15 protein-coding genes and 1 pseudogene are annotated in these 23,386 nt (G+C 73.3%); 9 read left to right on the top strand and 7 right to left on the bottom strand.

The window, feature by feature from the left end; translation table 11 throughout:
- Positions 1–74: 74 nt before the first annotated feature.
- The gene (locus ACZ6KO_RS12165) at positions 75–950 is read right to left on the bottom strand and encodes an acyl-CoA thioesterase (protein WP_469303356.1); all 876 of its coding nucleotides are present in this window, start codon (positions 948–950) and stop codon (positions 75–77) included.
- Between the two features lie 6 nt (positions 951–956).
- A complete protein-coding gene (locus ACZ6KO_RS12160) occupies positions 957–2,114 on the bottom strand; it encodes an acyl-CoA dehydrogenase family protein (RefSeq protein WP_469303354.1) in 1,158 nt (385 codons plus the stop codon).
- A 277-nt stretch (positions 2,115–2,391) separates the two neighbouring features.
- Here ACZ6KO_RS12160 and ACZ6KO_RS12155 point away from each other — a divergent pair, with 277 nt between their 5' ends.
- Positions 2,392–3,591 carry a serine hydrolase domain-containing protein gene (locus ACZ6KO_RS12155; RefSeq protein ID WP_469303351.1) on the top strand — a complete coding sequence of 400 codons (1,200 nt, stop codon included), beginning with the start codon at positions 2,392–2,394 and terminating at the stop codon, positions 3,589–3,591.
- Here the strand turns inward: ACZ6KO_RS12155 and ACZ6KO_RS12150 are convergent.
- Complete coding sequence (locus ACZ6KO_RS12150; RefSeq protein WP_469303349.1) at positions 3,581–5,197, bottom strand: helix-turn-helix domain-containing protein; 1,617 nt, start codon at positions 5,195–5,197, stop codon at positions 3,581–3,583. The two genes, ACZ6KO_RS12155 and ACZ6KO_RS12150, sit on opposite strands and share 11 nt — an antisense overlap.
- Before the next feature lie 110 nt (positions 5,198–5,307).
- On the opposite strand from ACZ6KO_RS12150, the gene speB reads away from it, so the two are divergent.
- From speB to ACZ6KO_RS12125, 5 genes are all read left to right on the top strand, one after another.
- Positions 5,308–6,282 carry an agmatinase gene (speB, locus tag ACZ6KO_RS12145; protein ID WP_319724128.1) on the top strand — a complete coding sequence of 325 codons (975 nt, stop codon included), beginning with the start codon at positions 5,308–5,310 and terminating at the stop codon, positions 6,280–6,282.
- 6 nt (positions 6,283–6,288) lie between these two features.
- Positions 6,289–7,959, top strand: a complete 1,671-nt coding sequence (locus ACZ6KO_RS12140; RefSeq protein WP_469303344.1) for a thiamine pyrophosphate-binding protein — start codon at positions 6,289–6,291, stop codon at positions 7,957–7,959.
- A gap of 286 nt (positions 7,960–8,245) precedes the next feature.
- A complete protein-coding gene (locus tag ACZ6KO_RS12135) occupies positions 8,246–12,103 on the top strand; it encodes an ABC transporter ATP-binding protein (RefSeq protein ID WP_469303342.1) in 3,858 nt (1,285 codons plus the stop codon).
- Between the two features lie 255 nt (positions 12,104–12,358).
- Positions 12,359–12,709: a hypothetical protein gene (locus ACZ6KO_RS12130; protein ID WP_469303338.1), complete on the top strand. Its 351-nt coding sequence runs from the start codon at positions 12,359–12,361 to the stop codon at positions 12,707–12,709.
- Positions 12,710–12,846: 137 nt separating this feature from the next.
- On the top strand, positions 12,847–14,280 hold the full coding sequence (locus ACZ6KO_RS12125) for a S28 family serine protease (RefSeq protein WP_469303335.1): 1,434 nt from the start codon (positions 12,847–12,849) through the stop codon (positions 14,278–14,280).
- An 88-nt stretch (positions 14,281–14,368) separates the two neighbouring features.
- Here ACZ6KO_RS12125 and ACZ6KO_RS12120 read toward each other — a convergent pair whose 3' ends face one another.
- The gene (locus tag ACZ6KO_RS12120; RefSeq protein ID WP_469303333.1) at positions 14,369–16,165 is read right to left on the bottom strand and encodes a glycoside hydrolase family 3 protein; all 1,797 of its coding nucleotides are present in this window, start codon (positions 16,163–16,165) and stop codon (positions 14,369–14,371) included.
- A 9-nt stretch (positions 16,166–16,174) separates the two neighbouring features.
- Positions 16,175–17,125 (bottom strand): LysR family transcriptional regulator, encoded by a 951-nt coding sequence (locus ACZ6KO_RS12115; RefSeq protein ID WP_469303331.1) that lies wholly within the window; start codon positions 17,123–17,125, stop codon positions 16,175–16,177.
- An 83-nt stretch (positions 17,126–17,208) separates the two neighbouring features.
- On the opposite strand from ACZ6KO_RS12115, the gene ACZ6KO_RS12110 reads away from it, so the two are divergent.
- Positions 17,209–18,189, top strand: a complete 981-nt coding sequence (locus ACZ6KO_RS12110) for an EamA family transporter (RefSeq protein ID WP_469303329.1) — start codon at positions 17,209–17,211, stop codon at positions 18,187–18,189.
- Here ACZ6KO_RS12110 and ACZ6KO_RS12105 read toward each other — a convergent pair.
- Both ACZ6KO_RS12105 and ACZ6KO_RS12100 read right to left on the bottom strand, forming a co-directional pair.
- A pseudogene (locus tag ACZ6KO_RS12105) lies at positions 18,095–18,598 on the bottom strand (GNAT family N-acetyltransferase); the annotation flags it as partial. The gene ACZ6KO_RS12110 and the pseudogene ACZ6KO_RS12105 overlap by 95 nt on opposite strands.
- A 97-nt stretch (positions 18,599–18,695) precedes the next feature.
- Entirely contained in the window at positions 18,696–19,211 is a 516-nt protein-coding gene (locus ACZ6KO_RS12100) for a DUF937 domain-containing protein (RefSeq protein ID WP_469303328.1), read from the bottom strand.
- Between the two features lie 290 nt (positions 19,212–19,501).
- On the opposite strand from ACZ6KO_RS12100, the gene recD2 reads away from it, so the two are divergent.
- Entirely contained in the window at positions 19,502–21,745 is a 2,244-nt protein-coding gene (gene recD2, locus ACZ6KO_RS12095; RefSeq protein WP_469303326.1) for an SF1B family DNA helicase RecD2, read from the top strand.
- Between the two features lie 182 nt (positions 21,746–21,927).
- The gene (locus tag ACZ6KO_RS12090) at positions 21,928–23,217 is read left to right on the top strand and encodes a citrate synthase (protein ID WP_469303324.1); all 1,290 of its coding nucleotides are present in this window, start codon (positions 21,928–21,930) and stop codon (positions 23,215–23,217) included.
- The last annotated feature ends 169 nt before the right edge of the window (positions 23,218–23,386 follow it).

Raw genomic sequence — 23,386 nt, 5'->3', positions numbered from 1 at the left:
GAGGCGACTGAGGGGCGGTCAGTGGTGGTGAGGCCGGGCCCGGTTCGGGGACCGGGCCCGGTCGCGGCCGGGCGTCAGGCGCGCGGGACGCGCACCACGCCCTCCTGGATGACGGTCACGGCCAGCCGGCCGTCCTGGGTCCAGATACGGGCCTGACCGAGCCCCCGGCCGCCGTGGGCGGAGGGCGACTCCTGGTCGTACAGCAGCCATTCGTCGGCCCGGAACGGGCGGTGGAACCACATCGCGTGGTCCAGGGAGGCGCCGACCACGTCCCCGACCGCCCAGCCGCCGCGCCCGTGCGCGAGCAGCACCGCGTCGAGCAGCGTCATGTCGGACACGTACGTGGCCAGGCAGATGTGCAGCATCGGGTCGTCGGCGAGCTTGCCCGCCGTACGGAACCACACCTGCGAGCGCGGCTGAAGGGGTTCGCCGACGCTGCCCCACGGCGGAGTCGTGGCGTAGCGCAGGTCAACCGCGCCGCGCGCGTCGATCAGCCGCTCCACCGTGCCCGGGTCGCGGAAGATGTCCCGGTAGTGCGGGAGCGACTCGGCGGCCGTCGGCAGGGTCTCCGGGTCCGGGGCCTGCGGCATGAGCGCCTGGTGGTCCAGCCCCTCCTCGTACGTCTGGAACGACGCCGAGAGGTGGAAGATCGGCTGCCCGTGCTGCACGGCGACGACCCGGCGGGTGGTGAAGGACTGCCCGTCGCGGATCCGGTCGACCGAGTAGACGATCGGCGCGCCGGGGTCACCGGCCCGCAGGAAGTACGAGTGCAGCGAGTGCGCCGTGCGGTCGGCGGGTACGGTCCGGCCGGCCGCGACCATGGCCTGCGCCGCGACCTGCCCGCCGAACACGCGCGGCACCAGGGAGGTCCTGCTGGTGCCGCGGAAGATGTTCTCCTCGATCTGCTCCAGGTCGAGCAGATCGAGGAGATCGGTGAGTGCCTCGCTCAAGGCGACTTACAGACCCATCGACTTGGCGATGATCGACTTCATGATCTCGCTGGTGCCGCCGTAGATGCGGTTGACGCGGTTGTCGGCGTACAGGCGGGCGATCGGGTACTCGTTCATGTAGCCGTAGCCGCCGTGCAGCTGGAGGCAGCGGTCGATGACGCGGTGCGCGACCTCGGTGCAGAACAGCTTCGCGGAGGCGGCCTCGGCCGGGGTCAGCTCGCCGGCGTCCAGGGCCTCCAGGGCGCGGTCGGCGACGGCCTGCGCGGCGTCCACCTCGGCCTGGCAGGCGGCCAGCTCGAACTTGGTGTTCTGGAAGTGGGAGACCGGCTTGCCGAAGACGGTGCGCTCCGTCACGTACTGCTGGGCGAACCGGACGGCCGCGGCGGCCTGGGCGTACGCGCCGAAGGCGATGCCCCAGCGCTCGGAGGCCAGGTTGTGGCCGAGGTAGTAGAAGCCCTTGCCCTCCTCGCCGAGCAGGTCCTCGACGGGGACCTTGACGTCGACGAACGCCAGCTCGGCGGTGTCGGAGGTCTTCAGGCCCAGCTTGTCGAGCTTGCGGCCGATGGAGTAGCCCTCGGACTTGGTGTCCACGGCGAAGAGGGAGATGCCGAAGCGGCGGTCGTCCTCGCTCGGGGCCGAGGTGCGGGCGCAGACGATGACGCGGTCGGCGTGCACGCCGCCGGTGATGAAGGTCTTGGCGCCGTTGAGGACGTAGTGCGTGCCGTCCTCGGAGAGCTTGGCGGTGGTCTTCATGCCCGCGACGTCGGAGCCGGTGCCCGGCTCGGTCATCGCCAGCGCCCACATCTCCTCGCCGGAGACGAACTTCGGAAGGAAACGCTTCTTCTGCTCATCGGTGGCGAGCATCTTGATGTAGGGCAGGGCGAGCAGCACGTGCACGCCGGAGCCGCCGAAGTTCACGCCCGCGCGGGAGGTCTCCTCGTAGAGGACGGCCTCGAACTTGTGGGTGTCCAGGCCCGCGCCGCCGAACTCCTCGGGGACGTTGATGCCGAAGACGCCCAGCTCGCCGAGCTGGTGGTAGAAGTCGCGCGGCGCCTGGCCGGCGGCGAACCACTCGTCGTAGACGGGGACGACCTCGGCCTCGATGAAGGCGCGGATCGTCTCGCGGAACGCCTCGTGGTCCTCGTTGAAAACGGTACGGCGCACGGCCGGACTCCCTTCGGTCGCGGCGCTCCGCCGCCCATGTCTAAGCGCTTGCTCATATACAAGTTACCGGCGGGTTATGGCCACTGTCCAGAGCCGGAGGTCAGGGGAACCCCTGAGAGCCGGGGCCGGGCGACCCCCAGGGGACGGGGCCCGCGCGGGTCGTCTGCGCGGAGGATCCGCAGGCCTTCGGTGATCACCACGATGGAAGGTGTCCACGACGACCGCGCCATTGTCGCCGGATCGTCGAACGCCGCGTACCGATCACCGGGAGCTGCCCGTGAACCGCCGTACCCGTACCGCCCTGGCCGCCGTCCTCCTGCTCGGCCTGACGGCGGGGCCCATGACCGCCACCGCGCTGGCCGCGACCGGACCCGCGCCGGCCGCGACCGTCGCCGTCGCCGGTGCCGGTGCCGGCGACCGTACCGGCGACGGCTCCGGGGCGGTCGCCGACGCCCGGCGCGGGCCCGACGTCGCTGCGCTGCGCGCCGCCATCGCCGGGCTGCCGGACCAGGACGCGACCGCCGCGCTGATCCGCGTCGGCGGGGAGGGCCGCTGGACGGGCAGCGCGGGCGTACGCGACCTGCGGACCGGTGCCCCGGCCCTGTCCGACGCCCGCTTCCGGGCCGGCTCCACCACCAAGATGGTCACGTCCGCCCTCGTCCTCCAGCTCGCCGCCGAGGGGAAGGTCGACCTGAACGCCCCCGTCGGCGCCTACCTTCCCGGCCTGCTCCCGGCCTCGTTCACCGAGCCGGTCACCGTCCGGAACCTGCTCAACTTCACCAGCGGCATCCAGGGCGGGCTCACCTTCGGCGACACCGTGGAGGAGGAGTTCCCGCACCGCTTCGAGACGATCACGCCGGAGCAGTCGGTCGCCGCCGGGGTGGCCAAGGGCCCGGCCTTCGCCCCGGGCACGCAGCAGGACTACAACAACATCAACTACACGATCCTGGGCATGCTGATCGAGAAGGTCACCGGCGACAAGTACGCCCACCAGGCCGAGGTGCGGATCTTCCGCCCCGTCGGCATGACCGCCACCTCCTTCCCGCGGGGCACCGATCCGCGCATCCACGGCCCCCACAACCGCGGCTACCAGCTGATCGGCGGCAAGACCGTCGACGTCACCGAATGGAACATGTCCGACCGCTTCGCCGCCGGCGACATGATCTCCACCACCCGCGACCTCGAACGCTTCGTCGTCGCCCTCTTCCGCGGCCGGATCGTCCCCGGACCGCAGCTCCAGGAGATGTTCACGGTCCCCGACGTCCCGGGCGCCACGCGCGGCGCGGGCCTGCAGCGGCTGGAGGTGAACGGCAAGGAGATCTGGGGCAAGACCGGTGCCCGCCCCGGCTACCACACGGTCGTCGCCGCCACCCGCGACCTGTCCCGGACCCTCGTCTACTCGGTCAACAGCACGGACGCCAAGGGCGACGGCCTGAAGATAGCCCAGCGCTTCGCGTTCCCCGCCTTCAACCGCTGAGCGGCCGGCGCAGGGCGAACCACAGCTCCATGCGGACGTCGGCGTCGTCGACGTCCCGGTCCAGGAGGGCCGCCGCGCGGGCGATCCGCTGGCGGACCGTGTTGCGGTGCACCCCCAGGGCGGCCGCCGTGCGGTCCCAGCTGCCATGGTGGGCCAGCCAGGCGCGCAGGGTGTCCCGCAGCACGGGGGAGAGCGGCCCGAGCAGGGCCTCGGCGTGGGCGCGGGCCTCGGCCTCGCCGACCAGGCCCGAGAGGCCGGGGTCGGTGTGCCGGGCGACCGGGGCGCGGGCGGACTCGGCCCGCTCCAGGGCGCGGCGGGCCTGCGCGTCGGCGGCCGACAGTGCGTCGGGCCCGGCCGGGGCGCTGACCCCCAGCCGCCATCCGGGCTGGGGGACCGGCTCGCGGTCGGTGAGGAGCCGGACGACGGGGCCCGCCGGATCCGCCAGTACGGTCCCCAGCGCGGCGGCGAGGGCCTGCGGGTCGGCGCCGCCGCGGGCATGGACGGCGTACCAGGGGCCGGGCCGGCCCAGCGCCTCGGCGGGCGAGCCGCCCAGCAGCAGCCGGGCGAGCGAGGCGGCCTCGGCGCCGGCCGGCCGGTCGGCGGTGAGCAGGGTCAGCAGGACCGCCGCGACCGAGGCGATGGTGTGGTCACCCGGGGCGCGGGCCGGGGTGGCGGTGCCCAGGGCGGCGTGCCGCCCGAGGGCGTAGGCGGCCAGGTGCCAGCCGCCGGCCTGGTCGGTGGCGGTCGCCGGGCCCTGGGCCGGGCCGCCGACCCGGCCCAGCAGGGCGTCGAGGGCGGGCAGCGCGCCCGACGCCTCGGGCGGTGGCGCGGCACCCGCCGACCGGCCGCCGGGCCGCAGCACGACGTGGCCGCCGAGGCTCGCCGCGAGGCGGGTCAGCACCGCCGGGACGGGGTCGGGGCGGGCCGCGGCGGCCGCGAGGGCCTGCTGGGCCTCGGTCACCCGGCGCAGCTCGCGGGTCCGGGCCTCGGCCATCAGCCGCCAGACGGCGCGGGCGACCGCGGTGAACGGGGTGCGCGGCGGGACCTCGAGCAGCGGCAGCCCGTGCCGCGCACACGCCTCGACCAGCCCGGCCGGCACCTCCTCATGAACGGGCGCCACGCCGAACCCGAGAGCGGCAACCCCGGCCGCCACCAGCCGAGCGACGTACAGGTCGTACCCCCCGTCCCCGCCACCCCCGGGGCCCCCAGCAGCGCCGAGCCCCCCGCCGGTTCCGGGGCGGCTGCCCGCCTCGTGGGCGCCGGTGGTGCCGGCTCCGGCGGTCAGGAGCAGCTCGCCGCCGAGCAGGTACGGGGAGGGGTCGGCCATCTCGGAGGCATGCACCCCGTGCACCCCGCCCCCGACGGGCCCGGCCAGCTGCCGCAGCCCCAGCTCCCGGTCCCCGACCAGCGCCGCGAGCGCCACGGGCGTCCCGGGCACCCCCGTGGCCCCGATGCCCACGGACCCTCCGGACGGCACCGGCCCTCCGACCGTCACACCCGCCGTACCCGGCACGGCAGCCGGGCCCGCGCCGGTCGGCGGCGCAGGGCCGGGGCCCGGGCCGGACGGGGCGGGCCGGGGCCCGGGGCGGGGGCGGGAAGGGGGCATGGATGCTCCGTACACAACAGCAGGACCGTATGGATAAAACGTACCCTTCGTGCCGCCCGCCCCGCGGCTTACGCTCGAAACACCGCACACCCCACAGGAAGGCCACCCCGATGAGCACGCAGCCGCGCGGCCCCGTCGACTCCTCCCGCATCCCGCGCTACGCGGGCCCCGCCACCTTCGCCCGGCTGCCCCGCCTCGACGAGGTCGGTTCCGCCGACGTCGCCGTCGTCGGCGTGCCCTTCGACTCGGGTGTGTCCTACCGTCCCGGCGCCCGCTTCGGCGGCAACGCCATCCGTGAGGCCTCGCGCCTGCTGCGCCCGTACAACCCCGCGCAGGACGCCTCCCCCTTCGCCCTCGCGCAGGTCGCCGACGCCGGTGACATCGCCGTGAACCCCTTCAACATCAACGAGGCCGTCGAGACGGTCGAGGCCGCCGCCGACGAGCTCCTCTCCGCCGGCTCCCGCCTCATGACCCTCGGCGGCGACCACACCATCGCCCTCCCCCTCCTCCGCTCGGTCGCCAAGAAGCACGGCCCGGTCGCGCTCCTCCACTTCGACGCGCACCTGGACACCTGGGACACCTACTTCGGCGCCGAGTACACCCACGGCACGCCGTTCCGCCGTGCCGTCGAGGAGGGCATCCTCGACACCGAGGCGCTCTCCCACGTCGGCACCCGCGGCCCCCTCTACGGCAAGCAGGACCTCGACGACGACGCCAAGATGGGCTTCGGCATCGTCACCTCCGCCGACGTCTACCGCCGCGGCGCCGACGAGATCGCCGACCAGCTGCGCCAGCGCATCGGCGACCGCCCGCTGTACATCTCCATCGACATCGACGTGCTCGACCCGGCCCACGCGCCCGGCACCGGCACCCCCGAGGCGGGCGGCATGACCTCCCGCGAGCTGCTGGAGATCATCCGCGGGCTCTCCTCCTGCAACCTGGTCTCCGCCGACGTGGTCGAGGTCGCCCCGGCGTACGATCACGCCGAGATCACCTCGGTCGCGGCCTCGCACACCGCGTACGAGCTGACCACGATCATGAGCCGCCAGATCGCGGCGGCGAAGGCGAACCCGAAGGGCGAGTAGGCGCACGTGACGCACGACCACGACCTGGTACTCCGTCCCACCGAGGCCCAGACGGCGGCCGCCCTGGCGCCGCCACCGGGCCGTACGGGCGGGGACCTGGTCGTGGAGACGCTGTGCGGCCTCGGCGCGACCACCGTCTTCGGTCTGCCGGGGCAGCACGCGCTCGCCCTGTTCGACGCGGTCGGCCGTTCCGACCTGCGCCTGGTCGGGCTCCGCGTCGAGAACAACGCGGGCTTCGCCGCCGACGCGTACGGCCGGATGACCGGCGAGGCGACCCCGCTGCTGCTGTCCACCGGCCCGGGCGCCCTGACCGCCCTGCCGGCCCTGATGGAGGCGGCGGCCGCCTCCGCCCCGGTCCTCGCGATCGCCTCCCAGGTGCCGAGCGCCGGTCTCGGCGGCGGCCGGCGCGGCCACCTGCACGAGCTGCGCGACCAGGCCGCCTCCTTCCGCGACGTGGTCAAGTCCGTCCACGTCGCCCGAACGCCGTCCCAGATCCCCACGGCGGTCGCGCAGGCCTGGGAATCGGCCCTCACGGCCCCGCACGGCCCGGTGTGGGTGGAGATCCCGGAGGACGTACTCCGCGCCGAGACCGTGATCCCGCAGGTCACGGGCATGGACGCGACCCCGCACGAGCTGGCGCCGCGCCCGGAGCTCACCGCGCTCGCCGCGCACTGGCTGCAGAACGCCGCCCGCCCGGTGATCATCGCGGGCGGCGGCGTGGTCCGCGCGGACGCGGCGGGCAAGCTCAGGCAGCTCGCCGAACGCCTGGACGCCCCGGTGGTCACCACCTTCGGCGGCAAGGGCGCCTTCCCCTGGACGCACCCCCTCTCCCTCCAGTCCTGGCTGGAGGACCGCCACATGACCGACTTCCTGGAGGACGCGGACGTCCTGCTGGTCGTCGGCAGCGGTCTGGGCGAACTCTCCTCGAACTACCACACGTTCGTCCCCGGGGGCCGGGTCGTCCAGATCGAGGCCGACCTCGGCAAGCTGGAGTCCAACCACGCGGCGCTCGGCATCCACGCCGACGCCCGCCTGGCGCTCCAGGCCCTGCTGGAGACGGTCGGCGAGCGCCGGGACCCCGACGCGCCCGCGCGCGTCGCGGCGGTCCTCGCGGAGATCGCGGAGCGCCTCTCCACGCAGGACGTCGCCCTGGAGCGGTCCCTGCTGGCCTCGGTCCGCGCGGCCCTGCCGCCCCGCTCGCCGTCCTTCTGGGACATGACGGTCCTGTCGTACTGGGCCTGGTCCGCGTTCGACGCCCGCCACCCCAACACGATGCACTCCGCCCAGGGCGCCGGCGGCCTCGGCTACGCCTTCCCGGCGGCGCTGGGCGCCTGCGTCGCGGAACCGGGCACCCCGGTCCTGGCCGTCTCGGGCGACGGCGGCGCGATGTACTCGATCGCCGAACTGGCCACCGCCCGCCAGCACGACCTGGACGTCACCTGGCTGATCGTGGACGACGGCGGCTACGGCATCCTGCGCGAGTACGGCTGCGCGACGGGCACCGACCTCACCCGCCCGGACTTCGCGGCCCTGGCCGCGTCCTTCGGCATCCCGTCGACCACGACCACGCCCGAGTCCCTGACGGCGGACCTGAAGAAGGCCCTGACCACCCCCGGCCCCTCGGTGGTCGTCCTCCCGGCCACCCTCAAGATGTTCGCCCCGACCCACCTGCCGTAGTCGCGTTGCTACCGGCGGTGAGTCCGGTCACCGCCTGATCGACACGTCGGCCGTGGTCCGCGTCCCGACCGATCCGGCCGTCCGCAAAGCCGGGCCGGCCGGGCGCCCGGCCCGGGCCGGGCCGCGTGCTCGGACGTGATGGGGTGGCGTACCCATACGGCCGTCCGCCGCTCGCCCGGGGGCACGGGAAATCGTTCGATTGTGTCAGCGGGATGAAAACCGCCGGTCGGGGCGTTGGGGCTTCCGGCAGGACGCACGGACGACACAGACGGACGGGGAGGCCCACGTGGCTGCGGCTGGGGCGAAGACGGGCGGGAAACAGGGCTGGGCCAGGAGGCTCGCGGGGTACGCCTGGCGGTACAAGGCCAACGTGCTGCTCGCGCTCGGGTCGTCGCTCGGCGGGATGGCCGTCATGGCCCTCGTGCCGCTGGTCACCAAGGTGATCATCGACGATGTCATCGGGGACCATTCGAAGAGCATGGCGGTCTGGGCCGGCCTGCTCATAGGCGCGGCGGCGGCCGTGTACGTGCTGACGTACATACGCCGGTACTACGGCGGACGCCTCGCCCTCGACGTGCAGCACGACCTGCGCACCGAGATGTACGACACCGTCGCCCGCCTCGACGGCCGCCGCCAGGACGAGCTGTCCACCGGCCAGGTCGTCGGCCGCGCCACCAGCGACCTCCAGCTCATCCAGGGCCTGCTCTTCATGCTCCCGATGACCATCGGGAACTTCCTGCTCTTCGGCATCTCGCTGGGCATCATGCTGTGGCTCTCGCCGCTGCTGACCCTGGTCGCCCTCCTCATGGCCCCCGCCCTGTGGTTCATCGCCCAGCGCAGCCGGATCAAGCTCTTCCCGGCCACCTGGTACGCGCAAGGGCAGGCCGCCGCCGTCGCGACCGTCGTCGACGGCGCCGTCACCGGCGTCCGCGTGGTCAAGGGCTTCGGCCAGGAGGAGCAGGAGACCGGCAAGCTCCGCGAGACCGGCCGCCGGCTCTTCGCCGGCCGGATGCGCACCATCCGGCTGAACTCCCGCTACACCCCCGCCCTCCAGGCCGTCCCGGCCCTCGCCCAGGTCGCCATGCTCGCCCTCGGCGGCTGGATGGCCACCAACGGCCGGGTCACCCTCGGCACGTTCGTCGCCTTCTCGACGTACCTCGCGCAGCTCGTCGGCCCGGTGCGCATGCTCGCCATGGTCCTCACCGTCGGCCAGCAGGCCCGCGCCGGCGTGGAGCGCGTGCTGGAGCTCATCGACACCGAACCGGTGATCGAGGAGGGCGCCACCGAGCTGCCGGCCGACGCGCCCGCCACCGTCGAGTTCGACGACGTCTCCTTCGGGTACGACCCCGCCCGGCCGGTCCTCGACGGCTTCAGCCTGAGCATCGCGCCCGGCGAGACCGTCGCCGTCGTCGGCGCCTCCGGCAGCGGCAAGTCCACCGTCTCCCTCCTCCTGCCCCGCTTCTACGACGCCACCGGCGGCACCGTCCGCGTCGGCGGCCACGACGTGCGCGAGCTGACCTTCGACTCGCTGCGCGCGGCCATCGGACTCGTACCGGAGGATTCGTTCCTCTTCTCCGACTCCATACGCGCCAACGTCGCCTACGGCCGCCCCGGCGCGACCGAGGAGGAGATCCGGGCCGCCGCCCGCGCCGCCCAGGCCGAGGGCTTCATCGAGGCCCTGCCCGCCGGCTACGACACCAAGGTCGGCGAGCACGGCCTCACCCTCTCCGGTGGCCAGCGCCAGCGCATCGCGCTGGCCCGCGCCATCCTCACCGACCCCCGGCTGCTGCTCCTCGACGACGCCACCTCCGCCGTCGACGCCCGCGTCGAGCACGAGATCCACGAGGCCCTGCGGTCGGTGATGGCCGGGCGGACCACCCTGCTGATCGCCCACCGCCGGTCCACCCTGGCGCTGGCCGACCGGATCGCCGTCCTCGAGCACGGCCGGCTCGCCGCCGTCGGTACGTACGAGGAGCTGGAGCGCGGCTCCGCGCTCTTCCGGCGGCTGCTGACCGACCCCGACGCGCTGGCCGCGGGCTCGCCCCGGCTGCCCGAGGCGGACGCCGAGGCCCTCGCCGAGCTCGACCGGGAGCTCGACCGCGAACGTGACCTCGAACGGGACATGGAGATCGAGGCCGAGATCGACTCCGAGCCGGTCAGCGCCAAGCGCCGGGCCGTCGACGGGGTCACCCCCGAGCTGTGGCGGCGCCAGGAACAGGACACGGTCCTGGCCCCCGCCGCCGGCACCGGCGCCCCCGCGGGCGGGCCGCCCTCCATGGCCGGCGCGGTCGCCGGCATGCCGGCCACCCCCGAACTCCTGGCCCAGGTGGCCGCGCTGCCGCCCGCCACCGACACCCCCGATGTCGACGAGGACCGGGCCGCGGCCGCCGAGAAGAACTACACGCTGCGCCACCTCCTGCGCGGCTTCTGGGCCCCGCTCGCCATCAGCCTCGGCCTGGTCGCGGTCGACGCGGCCGCCGGGCTGCTGCTGCCGATCCTGATCCGCAACGGCATCGACCAGGGCGTGGAGCGCGGCCTGCTCGCCGCGGTCTGGGCCGCGGCCGGCCTGGCCCTGGGCGTGGTCGTCGCCCAGTGGGCGGCGCAGTTCGCCGAGACCCGCATGACCGGCCGCACCGGCGAGCGCGTGCTCTACGCCCTGCGCGTGAAGATCTTCGCCCAGCTCCAGCGGCTCGGACTCGACTACTACGAGCGCGAACTGACCGGCAAGATCATGACCCGGATGACCACGGACGTGGACTCCCTGTCCACCTTCCTCCAGACCGGTCTGGTCACCGCCGTCGTCTCCGTCTTCACCTTCTTCGGCATCCTCGTCGCGCTCCTCGTCCTCGACGTCGAGCTCGCGCTGATCGTCTTCGCGACCCTGCCCGTGCTGGTCATCGGCACGATCGTGTTCCGCCGCAAGTCCGTCGCCGCGTACGAACTGGCCCGCGACCGCGTCAGCGTGGTCAACGCCGACCTCCAGGAGTCCGTCTCGGGCCTGCGCATCGTCCAGGCCTTCCGGCGCGAGCGCTCCGGCGCCGAGCGGTTCGCCGCGCGCAGCTCCTCGTACCGCGAGGCCCGCGTGCGCGGCCAGTGGCTGATATCGGTCTACTTCCCCTTCGTCCAGCTGCTGTCCTCCCTCGCCGCGGCCGCCGTGCTCGTCGTCGGCGCGGGCCGGGTCGAGGCGGGCACGCTGACCACCGGCGCGCTGGTGGCGTACCTGCTCTACATCGACCTGTTCTTCGCGCCCGTCCAGCAGCTCTCGCAGGTCTTCGACGGCTACCAGCAGGCCACCGTCTCCCTCGGCCGCATCCAGGACCTGCTGCGCGAGCCGACCAGCACACCGCCGGCGGCCCGCCCCCGCGAGGCCGGCGCGCTGCGCGGCGAGATCGCCTTCGAGGACGTCCACTTCGCGTACGGCACCGCCGCCGAACGCGGGGAGAAGGGCGAGGCGCTGGCCGGCATCGACCTGCGGATACCGGCGGGCCAGACCGTCGCCTTCGTCGGCGAGACCGGAGCGGGCAAGTCCACCCTGGTCAAGCTCGTCGCCCGGTTCTACGACCCCACCGCCGGCCGGGTCACCGCCGACGGCACCGACCTGCGCGAACTGGACCTGACGGGGTACCGCCACCGGCTGGGCGTCGTCCCCCAGGAGGCGTACCTCTTCCCGGGGACGGTGCGCGACGCCATCGCGTACGGGCGCCCCGGCGCGAGCGACGCGGAGGTGGAGGCGGCCGCCCGCGCGGTCGGCGCCCACGACATGATCGCCACCCTCGACGGCGGTTACCTGCACGCCGTCACCGAGCGCGGCCGCAACCTCTCGGCCGGCCAGCGCCAGCTGATCGCCCTGGCCCGCGCCGAGCTCGTCGACCCGGACGTGCTGCTGCTCGACGAGGCCACCGCCGCCCTGGACCTGGCCACCGAGGCCCAGGTCAACCAGGCCACCGACCGGCTCGCGGGCAAGCGCACCACCCTCGTCGTCGCCCACCGGCTGACCACCGCCGCCCGCGCCGACCGGGTCGTGGTCATGGACCGCGGCCGGGTCGTCGAGGACGGTACGCACGCCGAGCTGCTGGCCCTCGGCGGCCGCTACGCCGAGCTGTGGCGCACGTTCGTCGGCGAGGACGAGCGGGCGGCCGCCTGACCCGGCCCGCCGCCCGGCGGAACCCCGGGCGGGGCCGGTGGCAGCCGGCGGCCGTCGCGGAACGCAACCTTCCCGGGGGCTGACGCGTCGTACGGACGTACGTACGACGGTGTTCGTACGACCGACAGCGGGGGAGTCGTGGTGCACAGGTGCGGGAGGTCGGGTCGGCGGGCGGACCGGTGGGCGGGTCGACGGCCGGGCCGCCGGGCGGGCCGGTTCCTCGGGGTAGGCGCGGCCGGCCTGGCCCTGGCCCTGGTGGGCCTGCTGACGGCACCGTCGGCCCAGGCCGCGCGCCGCGGCTGCGAGGGCCGGCTGGTGCACACCATGACCGTCTCCGCCGGTGAGGTGCGGCTGTACAAGACCCGGACCCACGCCTGTGCAGTAACGATTGCGCACCGGCCGGTCCCGCGCGGCCAGCTGGGGGTGAGCATCCAGCCGCGCGGCGGCGTGCCCGTCCAGGCCTCGGGCGGATTCCGCGCGGACGGCCGCCAGCGCCCCGTCGGGCGGTTCGCGGGCCCCGTCACCGTCCACGCGATCAGCCGCTGCGTGTTCGTGCGCGGGCACGTGGGGGCGGAGCCGGTCTCCTCGGGCTGGATCCTGTGCTGATCCCCGCAGCCCGCCCCAGACGGGTTGCCCGCCCCTGACCGGTTGCGTGGCCGATTTCCGGCCCAACTTCCTCTGTTCACCAGCGTGTTCACACCGCTAGGTTCACGGCGACCGCAGTGAACTCCAGGGGAGGGTGAATGCGCAAGGCGTTCAGATGGCTGCTGGCGCTCGTGGTGCTCATCGGCACCATGGGCGCGGCCGGTGCGTCGGCACAGGCGGCGACCGCCGCCGGTCCCGCCGCCGGCCCGGACATCAAGGACCAGATCCTCGCCGTGCCGGGGATGAGCCTGATCGAGGAGAAGCCGTACTCCGGCTACCGGTTCTTCGTACTGAACTACGAGCAGCCGGTCGACCACCGGCAGCCGTGGAAGGGCACCTTCCGGCAGCGGCTCACCCTGCTGCACAAGGACACGTCCCGGCCCACGGTGTTCTTCACCTCCGGCTACAACGTCAACACCAACCCGCGCCGCAGCGAGCCGACGACCATCGTCGACGGCAACCAGGTGTCCCTGGAGTACCGGTTCTTCACGCCCTCGCGGCCCGATCCGGCCAACTGGGCCCACCTCGACATCTGGCAGGCCGCCAGCGACCAGCACCGCCTCTTCACCGCCCTGAAGAAGATCTACCCCGCGAACTGGCTGGCCACCGGCGGCAGCAAGGGCGGCATGACGGCCACCTACTACGAGCGCTTCTACCCGGACGACATGGACGGGGTCGTCGCGTACGTCGCGCCCAACGACGTCGTCAACAACGAGGACTCGGCGTACGACCGGTTCTTCAAGAAGGTCGGCACCAAGGAGTGCCGCGACAGGCTGAACGCGGTGCAGCGCGAGGCGCTGGTGCGCCGTGAGCCGCTGGAGGCCAGGTACGCGGCCTACGCGGCCGACAACGGCTACACCTTCACCACCGTCGGCGACCTGGACAAGGCCTACGAGGCGGTCGTCCTGGACTACGTGTGGGCCTTCTGGCAGTACAGCCTGGTCGCCGACTGCGCTTCGGTCCCGGTCGCCGCGACCGCGACCGACCAGCAGATCTGGGACTCGGTCGACGCGATCTCCGGCTTCTCCGCCTACACCGACCAGGGGCTGGCGACGTACACGCCGTACTACTACCAGGCGGGCACCCAGCTCGGCGCGCCTGACATCAAGCAGCCGCACCTGGGCAACCTGAGCCGCTACGGCTACCAGCCGCCGCGCAACTTCGTGCCCCGCGACATCCCCATGACCTTCCAGCCGTGGGCCATGGCCGACGTGGACCGGTGGGTCCGTGACAACGCCGACCGGATGCTGTTCGTGTACGGGCAGAACGACCCGTGGGGAGCCGAGCCGTTCCGGATCGGCTACAACGCCCGCGACAGCTACGTGATGACCGCCCCGGGCGCCAACCACGGGGCGAACGTCGCCAAGCTGATGGAGGGCGAGAGGGCACTGGCCACCGCGAAGATCCAGCAGTGGGCGGGGGTCGCCCCGGCGGCCGCCAGGCTGGACCCGGCCGGAGCGGCGCCGCTGGCGGCGCCGGACGCCGTCCTGGACCAGCAGGACCTCAGGCAGGAGCGGCAGCTGCGGCCGTAGGCCCGGCGTTCCTGCCCCCCCGGGCCTCCGCGCCGTGAACGGCGGCGGGGGCCCGGCGGGACCGCCTTGCAACATGGCGGGGGCCGCTCTAGTAGTCCAGGCCGTGGTCCAGCGGGTAGCGGCCCGGGACCGGGACGGGGAGGCGGCCCGCGGGGCGGACCGTGCCCGTCAGGACCCGGGCCGCCGCCCGCATCTCCACGTCCGTCCAGGCGTACGTCGCCACCTCGGCCGCGCACGCCGGCAGCCGGGCCGGGTCGTACGGGTTGCGCACGGCCACGACCACCACCGGGACGCCGGTCGCGACCAGGTCCGCCACCAGCGTGCGCTGCGGACTCCCGCCCTCCGGGACGTTGTACGTGCACACCAGCACCGCCTCGTGGTCCGGCGCCGCGGCCACCGCCCGGCCCGGCGGCACGGCCGTCGCCGCGCAGCCCAGTGCCGTGAGTTCCCGGGCCAGGACGGCCGTCGGCGGCCCCGTCGTGCCGCTGGGGGAGACCGGGTCGGCGCCGGTGACCAGCAGCTTCGGGCTCCCGGACGGGTCCAGTGGCAGCAGCCCCTGCGGGTTGGCCAGCACGGTGGTGGTGCCGGCCGCGATCTCGTCGGCGGCGGCCAGGTGTTCCGGGGTCCCGACGGTGGCCGCGACCCGTTCCGCCGTGGTGGAGGCGTCCTCGAACAGGCCCCGGCGGGCTTTCAGCAGCAGGATCCGCGTCACCGATTCCTCGATCCGCCGCTCCGTCAGCTCCCCCGACCGCACCGCCGCCAGCACGCTGCGGTACGCCAGCGGCAGGTCCGGCGGGTTCAGCAGCTGGTCGCAGCCGGCCAGCAGGGCCAGCACCGGCACCCGGTCGTCCCCGTACTTCTGGCGTACGCCGGCCATGTCGAGCGCGTCGGTGACCACCACCCCGCGGAAGCCGAGCCGTTCGCGCAGGACGCCCGTGATGATCGGCCGCGACAGGGTGGCGGGGTCCCCGGACGGATCCAGCGCGGGGACGACCATGTGCGCGGTCATGACGACGTCGATGCCCGCCTCGACCGCCGCCCGGAACGGCGGCTCGTCCAGCTCCTCCCACTGCGCGCGGCTGTGCCGCATCACCGGCAGCCCGACGTGGCTGTCGGTCTCGGTGTCCCCGTGCCCGGGGAAGTGCTTGGCCGTGGCGGCGATCCCGGCCCCCTGATAGCCCGCCACCTGGGCCGCCACCAGCGCGGCGACGGCCCGCGGGTCGGAGCCGAAGGACCGGACGCCGATCACCGGGTTCGCCGGGTTCACGTTCACGTCGGCGACCGGCGCGTAGTCCTGCCGGATGCCCATGGCCGCCAGCTCCGCGCCCGCGATCCGCGCGGCCCGGCCGGCGGCGGCCGTGGACCCGGCGCCGCGGGCCTGCGCGCCCAGCGCCATCGCGCCGGGGAACAGGGTGGCCGGCTTGCCGATCCGGGCGATGATCCCGTGCTCCTGGTCGGTGGAGAGCAGCAGCGGGATTCCTGCGCCGGCGCTCGCGGCCGCCCGCTGGAGCCCGTTGGACAGCTCGGCGATCTGGAGGGGGGAGCGGGTGTTGTGGGCCCAGGCGAAGTAGATGATCCCGCCGAGGTGGTAGCGGCCGATGAGCTCGGCGGCCGTGCGGACCCCGAAGTGGGTCAGGTTCGTCTGCGCGTCGGCCGGGTCCGGAGCGGTCGCCGAATGCCCGTACACCCGGCTGACGAAGAGCTGCCCGACCTTCTCCTCCAGGCTCATCCGGGCCACCAGCTCCCGGGTGCGGGACCGGGCGTCCGGGGGGTGCGCGGAGCCGTGCACATGGTGCCGCAGGGCCGCGGCGGAGGCGCCGACGGCCGATACGGCGGCCACGGCGGCCGCGGTCAGCAGGGTGCGGCGGGATGCGGGAGTCGGCATCCGGGCACGCTACTGCGCGCCGTCCGCCGCGGCTCCGGGGACACTCGCCGGGTCCCCCGTACGAGGCTGGGGCCAGTGCGCCCGGAGGATACGGACTGCCTCGGTGATCGCCGGCCGGCGGGCGGCGCCGGTGCGCCACAGGGCGTACAGGCGGCGTACGGGCGCCGGTTCGAGGCGGACGGCGGCCACCCCCGACGGCAGCGCGCCGGTGCCCAGCCGCGGTACGACCGCCACTCCGAGCCCGGCCGCGACCAGGGCGACGATCGTGTGGTTCTCCTCGGCGACGTGCGCGATGTCGGGTTCGAGGCCGGCGGCGCGCAGGGTGCGCATCAGCCAGTCGTGGCAGACCCGCCCGGGCGGCTGGCACACCCAGCGCTGCCCGCCCAGGTCGGCGCGGTGGACGACCGGCCGGGCGGTGAAGGGGTGCCCGGCCGGCACCAGGAGGTCGCACAGGTCGTCGCCGATGACCGCCTGCTCGATGCCCTCGGGGGCCGGCAGCGGGGCGATGTCCCAGTCGTGGGCGACGGCGAGGTCGGTGACGCCCTTGGCCACGAGGTCCACCGACAGGTGCGGGTCCACCTCGGTCAGCCGGACGTCCAGCGCGGGGTGCTCGCGGGCCAGCTCCGCCAGGACGCCGGGCAGCAGTCCGCGGGCGGCGGAGGCGAACGCGGCCACCGTCAGCAGCCCGCTCGGCCGCCCGCGCCGCTCCTCCAGGGTGGTCTCGGCCCGCTCCACGATCGCCAGCAACTCTTGGGCGGTCGAGGCGAGGTGGCGGGCCTCCTCGGTGAGCTGGACCCCGCGCCCGCGCCGCTCCAGCAACGTGGTGCGGGTCTCGCGTTCCAGCTTGGCGATCTGCTGGGAGACGGCCGAGGGGGTGTAGCCGAGGGCGGCCGCCGCGCCCGCGACCGAACCGTGGACGGCGACGGCGTGCAGGGCGCGCAGCCGGGACAGGTCGAGCATGGCCCAATCGTAAGCACTGCTTCATCCAACACGGAAGAGATCCGCGCTGGTGCTACATGGTCGGCGGGGCCGATGCTCGGAGCATGCGTCCCGCACACACCGCACTCGCCGTTCTCGTCGCCGCCGTCTGGGGAGTCAACTTCGTCGTCATCGAGATCGGGCTCGACCACTTCCCGCCGCTGCTGCTGTCCGCCCTGCGCTTCCTGGTCGCGGCCCTGCCCGCGGTGTTCTTCGTCGGACGGCCCAGGGCGGCCTGGAAGTGGATCATCGGGGTGGGGCTCGCCCTCGGGGTCGCCAAGTTCGGACTGCTGTTCACCGGTATGGCCGCCGGGATGCCGGCCGGACTGTCCTCGCTGGTGCTCCAGGTCCAGGCCGTCTTCACGGCCCTGTTCGCGGCGTGGGTGCTGCGCGAGCGCCCCGGTCCGGTCCGGCTGGCGGGCATGGCGCTGGCGCTCGCCGGGATCGCGGTGGCCGCCGTGGACGGCGGCGCGTCCGGGCCGGTGCTCGGCTTCGCCCTGGTGGTCGCGGCCGCCGCCTGCTGGGGCGTGTCCAACGTGCTGACCCGCAAGGCCGCCCCGCCCGACGCGCTCAACTTCATGGTGTGGGTGTGCACGGTGCCGGTGGTGCCGCTGCTGCTGCTCTCGCTGGTGCTCGAGGGTCCCGAGCGGGACCTGGCCGCGCTGCGCGCCCTGGACTGGTCGGGGGCGGCCGTCATCGGCTACGTCGCCTGGGTCTCCACCGTGTTCGGCTTCGCGGCCTGGGGCTATCTGCTGCGCCGTTACCCGGCGTCCTCGGTGGCGCCGTTCAGCCTGCTGGTGCCGGTCTTCGGGATGTCCTCGGCGGCGCTGCTGCTGGGGGAGCAGATTTCCGGGCTGCGCTGGGCGGCGGCCGTGCTGCTGGTCGGCGGGGTCGCGGTGACCTCGCTGGCGCCGGCGCGCGGCGCCCGTACGTCCGACGGGGGCCGCCCGGTCAGCGTGGTGAGTCCTCCTGGAGCGGGAGCCGCCAGTCCTGCCCGGTCAGGCTCGCTCCGAACGAGCGGTGCGGCCGCTCGGCGACCAGGATGAACCCGGCCCGCTGGTAGACCGCGCGGGCGGACTCCAGTACGTCGTTGGTCCACAGCACCAGTTCGCGGTAGCCGACGGAGCGGGCGAACTCCACCACCGTGTCCACCAGGAGGGCGCCGACGCCCAGGCCCCGGACCTCCGGCTCGACCAGCAGCAGCCGCAGCCGGGCGGTGCCCGGCGCGCCCTCCTCGCGCACGCACATCACCGAGCCGACCGGCCGGCCGTCGAGCTCGGCGATCCACACGCGTTCCAGGTACGGGTCGTGGTCCTGTGCGAAGTCGGCTACGAGCCGGGCCACCAGGCCCTCGAAGTCGGTGTTCCAGCCGTACTCGGCGGCGTACAGGGCGCCGTGGCGCTGGACGATCCAGCCCAGGTCGCCCGGCTCGGGATCGCGCAGTCGTACGTTCTCCAGGCCCGCCATGGCCGCAGTGTAGGCGGACCGCGGGCGGACCGGGCACCCGTACCGCCGACTTCCCGCCGTGGGTGGGGGGTTGCCTTCCCGGGGGCTACTTCCTGGCGCCGCCGAGGACGTCGCCCAGCAGGTCGCCCAGACCGCCCTGGCCGCCCTGGGCCCCTGGGGCGGCGGCGCCCGGGGCGGCGCCCGTCTTCCGGGCGGCCGCGCGCCTGGCGAAGACGGCCAGCACCACCGGGATCACCATCTCGATCACGCGGGAGACGGTGGGCGCTGGGATGCCGGTCTTCTTCGCGACGGCCGTGGCCACGGGCTTGCTCACCTTGGCGAGCACCCCGGCGAGCAGCCCGCCGCCCAGCAGCCCGCCGCCGAGCGTGGCGATGCCCTGCGGGGGCGGCTCGGCCGCCGCCGAGAGGGCCTGGCGGACCGCCTCGCCGTCGGCGTCGTCGGCGCCGGCCTTCTGCTGGAGGTCGACGGTCATGGCGTCGACGGTGGTGGCGACGGTCTCGCGGGCACCGGCTTCGTCGGTGCCGAGCAGCGAGGCGATCTCGACCAGCCTTTCGTCGTCGAGTTCGCCCACCACGTCGTCCTGGAAGGAGGTTTCGCTCATGCCCGAAACGCTAAGGCCCGGGGGGTGTGTCGGCACCTCGGACTCCGCTTTGGTAACAGAAAGATAAAGTCCGGCTCCGGCGTGCAACCGTCCGCGGGGGCCGCGGGTCGTATGTGGCGTCGGTACTTCCGGGAGGGGATCTGGGGGGATCGGGAAGTCCGACGAGGGAGGGGTAACCGTGAGGGGGTCCGGCCGCGAGGCCGGGCCCCCTTCATCGTGCTCCCGTGCCCGTTCCGCGGGTTGTCCACAGGGCCGACCCGGCTGTCGGAGCGCGGCGGTAACGTCGGGGCATGTCCTTGGAAGGCACAGTCAGTCTTGCGGTGGTCGAAGGGGTCCTGGAGCGGATCACCTACGCCAATGAGGAGAGCGGCTACACCGTCGCGCGGGTCGACACCGGCCGCGGCGCCGGCGACCTCCTGACGGTCGTCGGCTCCCTGCTGGGCGCGCAGCCCGGCGAGTCGCTGCGGATGCAGGGCCGCTGGGGCTCCCACCCGCAGTACGGCCGCCAGTTCACGGTCGAGAACTACACGACGGTGCTGCCGGCCACCATCCAGGGCATCCGCCGCTACCTCGGCTCGGGACTGATCAAGGGCATCGGCCCGCGGATCGCCGACCGCATCGTGGAGCACTTCGGCACCGACACCCTCGATGTCATCGAGAGCGAGCCCGAGAGGCTGATCGAGGTGCCGGGTCTGGGGCCCAAGCGCACCAAGCTGATCGGGGCCGCCTGGGAGGAGCAGAAGGCCATCAAGGAGGTCATGGTCTTCCTCCAGGGCGTCGGCGTCTCCACCTCCATCGCCGTGCGCATCTACAAGAAGTACGCCGACGCCTCCATCTCGGTGGTCAGGAACCAGCCCTACCGGCTCGCCGCCGACGTGTGGGGCATCGGCTTCCTGACCGCCGACCGGATCGCCCAGGCCGTCGGCATCCCGCACGACAGCCCCGAACGGGTCAAGGCGGGGCTGCAGTACGCGCTGTCGCAGTCCACCGACCAGGGGCACTGCTTCCTGCCCGAGGAGCGGCTCATCGCCGACGGGGTCAAGCTGCTCCAGGTGGACACGGGCCTGGTCATCGAGTGCCTGGCGGAGCTCGCCGCCGACCCGGAGGGGGTCGTGCGCGAGCAGGTGCCCGACCCGGACGGCGGTGATCCGGTCACGGCCGTCTACCTGGTGCCCTTCCACCGGGCCGAGTTGTCCCTGACGGGACAGCTGCGGCGGCTGCTGCACGCCGAGGAGGACCGGCTGCCGTCCTTCCAGGACGTGGACTGGGACAAGGCGCTGACCTGGCTGGCCGGCCGGACCGGGGCCGACCTCGCCCGCGAGCAGCGGGACGCGGTACGCCTGGCGCTGACCCGCAAGGTGGCGGTCCTGACCGGCGGTCCGGGCTGCGGCAAGTCCTTCACGGTGCGCTCCATCGTGGAACTCGCGCGGGCCAAGAAGGCCAAGGTGGTGCTCGCCGCGCCCACCGGCCGGGCCGCCAAGCGGCTCGCGGAGCTGACGGGTGCCGAGGCGTCCACCGTGCACCGGCTGCTGGAGCTCAAGCCGGGCGGGGACGCGGCGTACGACCGCGACCGGCCGCTCCAGGCCGATCTGGTGGTCGTCGACGAGGCCTCGATGCTCGACCTGCTGCTGGCGAACAAGCTGGTCAAGGCGGTGGCACCGGGCGCCCACCTGCTGCTGGTCGGGGACGTGGACCAGCTGCCGTCGGTCGGTGCCGGGGAGGTGCTGCGGGACCTGCTGGCCGAGGGCGGGCCGGTGCCCGCCGTCCGGCTCACCCGGATCTTCCGGCAGGCGCAGCAGTCCGGCGTGGTCACCAACGCCCACCGGATCAACACCGGGGTGCCGCCGATCACGGACGGCCTGCCGGACTTCTTCCTCTTCCCCGAGGAGGACACCGAGGCGGCCGGCCGGCTCGCCGTGGACGTCGCCGCCCAGCGCATTCCGGCCAGATTCGGCCTCGACCCGCGCCGGGACGTCCAGGTGCTCGCCCCCATGCACCGCGGCCCGGCCGGCGCCGGAAACCTCAACGGGCTGCTCCAGCAGGCCATCACCCCGGCCCGGCCGGACCTGCCCGAGAAGCGGTTCGGCGGCCGGGTCTTCCGGGTGGGGGACAAGGTCACCCAGATCCGCAACAACTACGACAAGGGCGCCAACGGCGTCTTCAACGGCACCGTGGGCGTGGTCACCGGTCTCGACCTGGTCGAACAGCGCCTGACGGTGCGCACGGAGGAGGACGAGGAGATCGGCTACGACTTCGCGGAGCTCGACGAGCTGGCGCACGCGTACGCCGTCACCATCCACCGTTCCCAGGGGAGTGAATACCCGGCGGTAGTGATCCCGGTCACCACCGGGGCTTGGATGATGCTCCAGCGGAATCTGCTCTACACCGCCGTGACCAGGGCGAAGAAACTGGTCGTGCTGGTCGGGTCCCGCAAGGCGCTCGGCCAGGCGGTGCGTACCGTTTCCGCAGGCAGGAGGTACACGGCGGTCGCGTCCAGGCTTTCCGGCCGTATACCGGTGGGAAACATCACCTAGATGATCGATCATTTTGGGTTCCTGCACCGGTGCGGAGGGGGCAGGATGAGCAGGTTGGCGGCACTCAGTGCCGTCAGTAGCACCAAAGGCCGACCCCGAGTGCACTCTCCTGCGCCAAATGGGGGAAGGTAGAGGCAGTCAGGGCACCTCGAAGAAGAGGCACTACGTCGGTGAGGGATGACGTGAGCGACAACTCTGTAGTACTCCGGTACGCGGACGGTGAATACACCTACCCGGTGGTCGACAGCACCGTAGGCGACAAGGGCTTCGACATCGCGAAGCTGCGGGCCCAGACCGGTCTGGTCACCCTGGACAGCGGCTACGGGAACACCGCGGCCTACAAGTCCGCAATTACCTACCTCGACGGTGAGCAGGGCATCCTGCGCTACCGCGGCTACCCGATCGAGCAGCTGGCGGAGCGCTCGACCTTCATCGAGGTCGCGTACCTGCTGATCAACGGGGAGCTGCCGACCGTCGACCAGCTCGCGTCGTTCCGCAACGAGATCACCCAGCACACGCTGCTGCACGAGGACGTCAAGCGCTTCTACGACGGCTTCCCGCGCGACGCGCACCCGATGGCGATGCTGTCCTCCGTGGTCAGCGCGCTGTCGACGTTCTACCAGGACAGCCACAACCCGTTCGACGAGAAGCAGCGCCACCTCTCGACGATCCGGCTGCTGGCCAAGCTCCCGACGATCGCCGCGTACGCGTACAAGAAGTCGGTCGGCCACCCGGTGGTCTACCCGCGCAACGACCTCGGCTACGTCGAGAACTTCCTGCGCATGACCTTCTCCGTGCCGGCCCAGGAGTACGAGCTCGACCCGGTGGTCGCCTCCGCGCTCGACAAGCTGCTGATCCTGCACGCGGACCACGAGCAGAACTGCTCGACCTCCACCGTCCGTCTGGTGGGCTCCTCGCAGGCGAACATGTTCGCCTCGATCTCCGCCGGCATCAGCGCCCTGTGGGGCCCGCTGCACGGTGGCGCCAACCAGTCGGTGCTGGAGATGCTCGAGGGCATCCAGGCCACCGGCGGCGACGTCGACTCCTTCATCCGCAAGGTGAAGAACAAGGAGGACGGCGTCCGCCTGATGGGCTTCGGGCACCGCGTCTACAAGAGCTTCGACCCCCGGGCGAAGATCATCAAGGCTGCGGCGCACGACGTCCTCTCGCAGCTCGGCAAGAGCGACGAGCTGCTGGACATCGCGCTCAAGCTGGAGGAGCACGCGCTGGCCGACGACTACTTCGTCGAGCGCAACCTCTACCCGAACGTGGACTTCTACACCGGCCTGATCTACCGGGCCATGGGCTTCCCCACCGAGATGTTCACCGTGCTCTTCGCGCTCGGCCGCCTTCCCGGCTGGATCGCCCAGTGGCACGAGATGATCAAGGAGCCGGGTTCCCGCATCGGCCGTCCGCGCCAGATCTACACCGGCGAGGTCCTGCGCGACTTCGTGCCCGTAGAGGCCCGCTGATCCGTCCCGGTCGAGCCCCGCTGAGCGGCTGAGACCAGCGAAAAGCGCCCCGCCGTCGATCCCCCCACGGGTCGACGGACGGGGCGCTTTCCTTTCCCCGGAACGGATTCCCCCCACGGGACCCGGACCAGGGCGTCGGTGTCTGCCGGGACCCGTACGGATCGGGAAG

Source organism: Streptomyces sp. NPDC042102, assembly GCF_055582305.1.
This window is presented reverse-complemented; position numbering and strand designations above follow the sequence as displayed.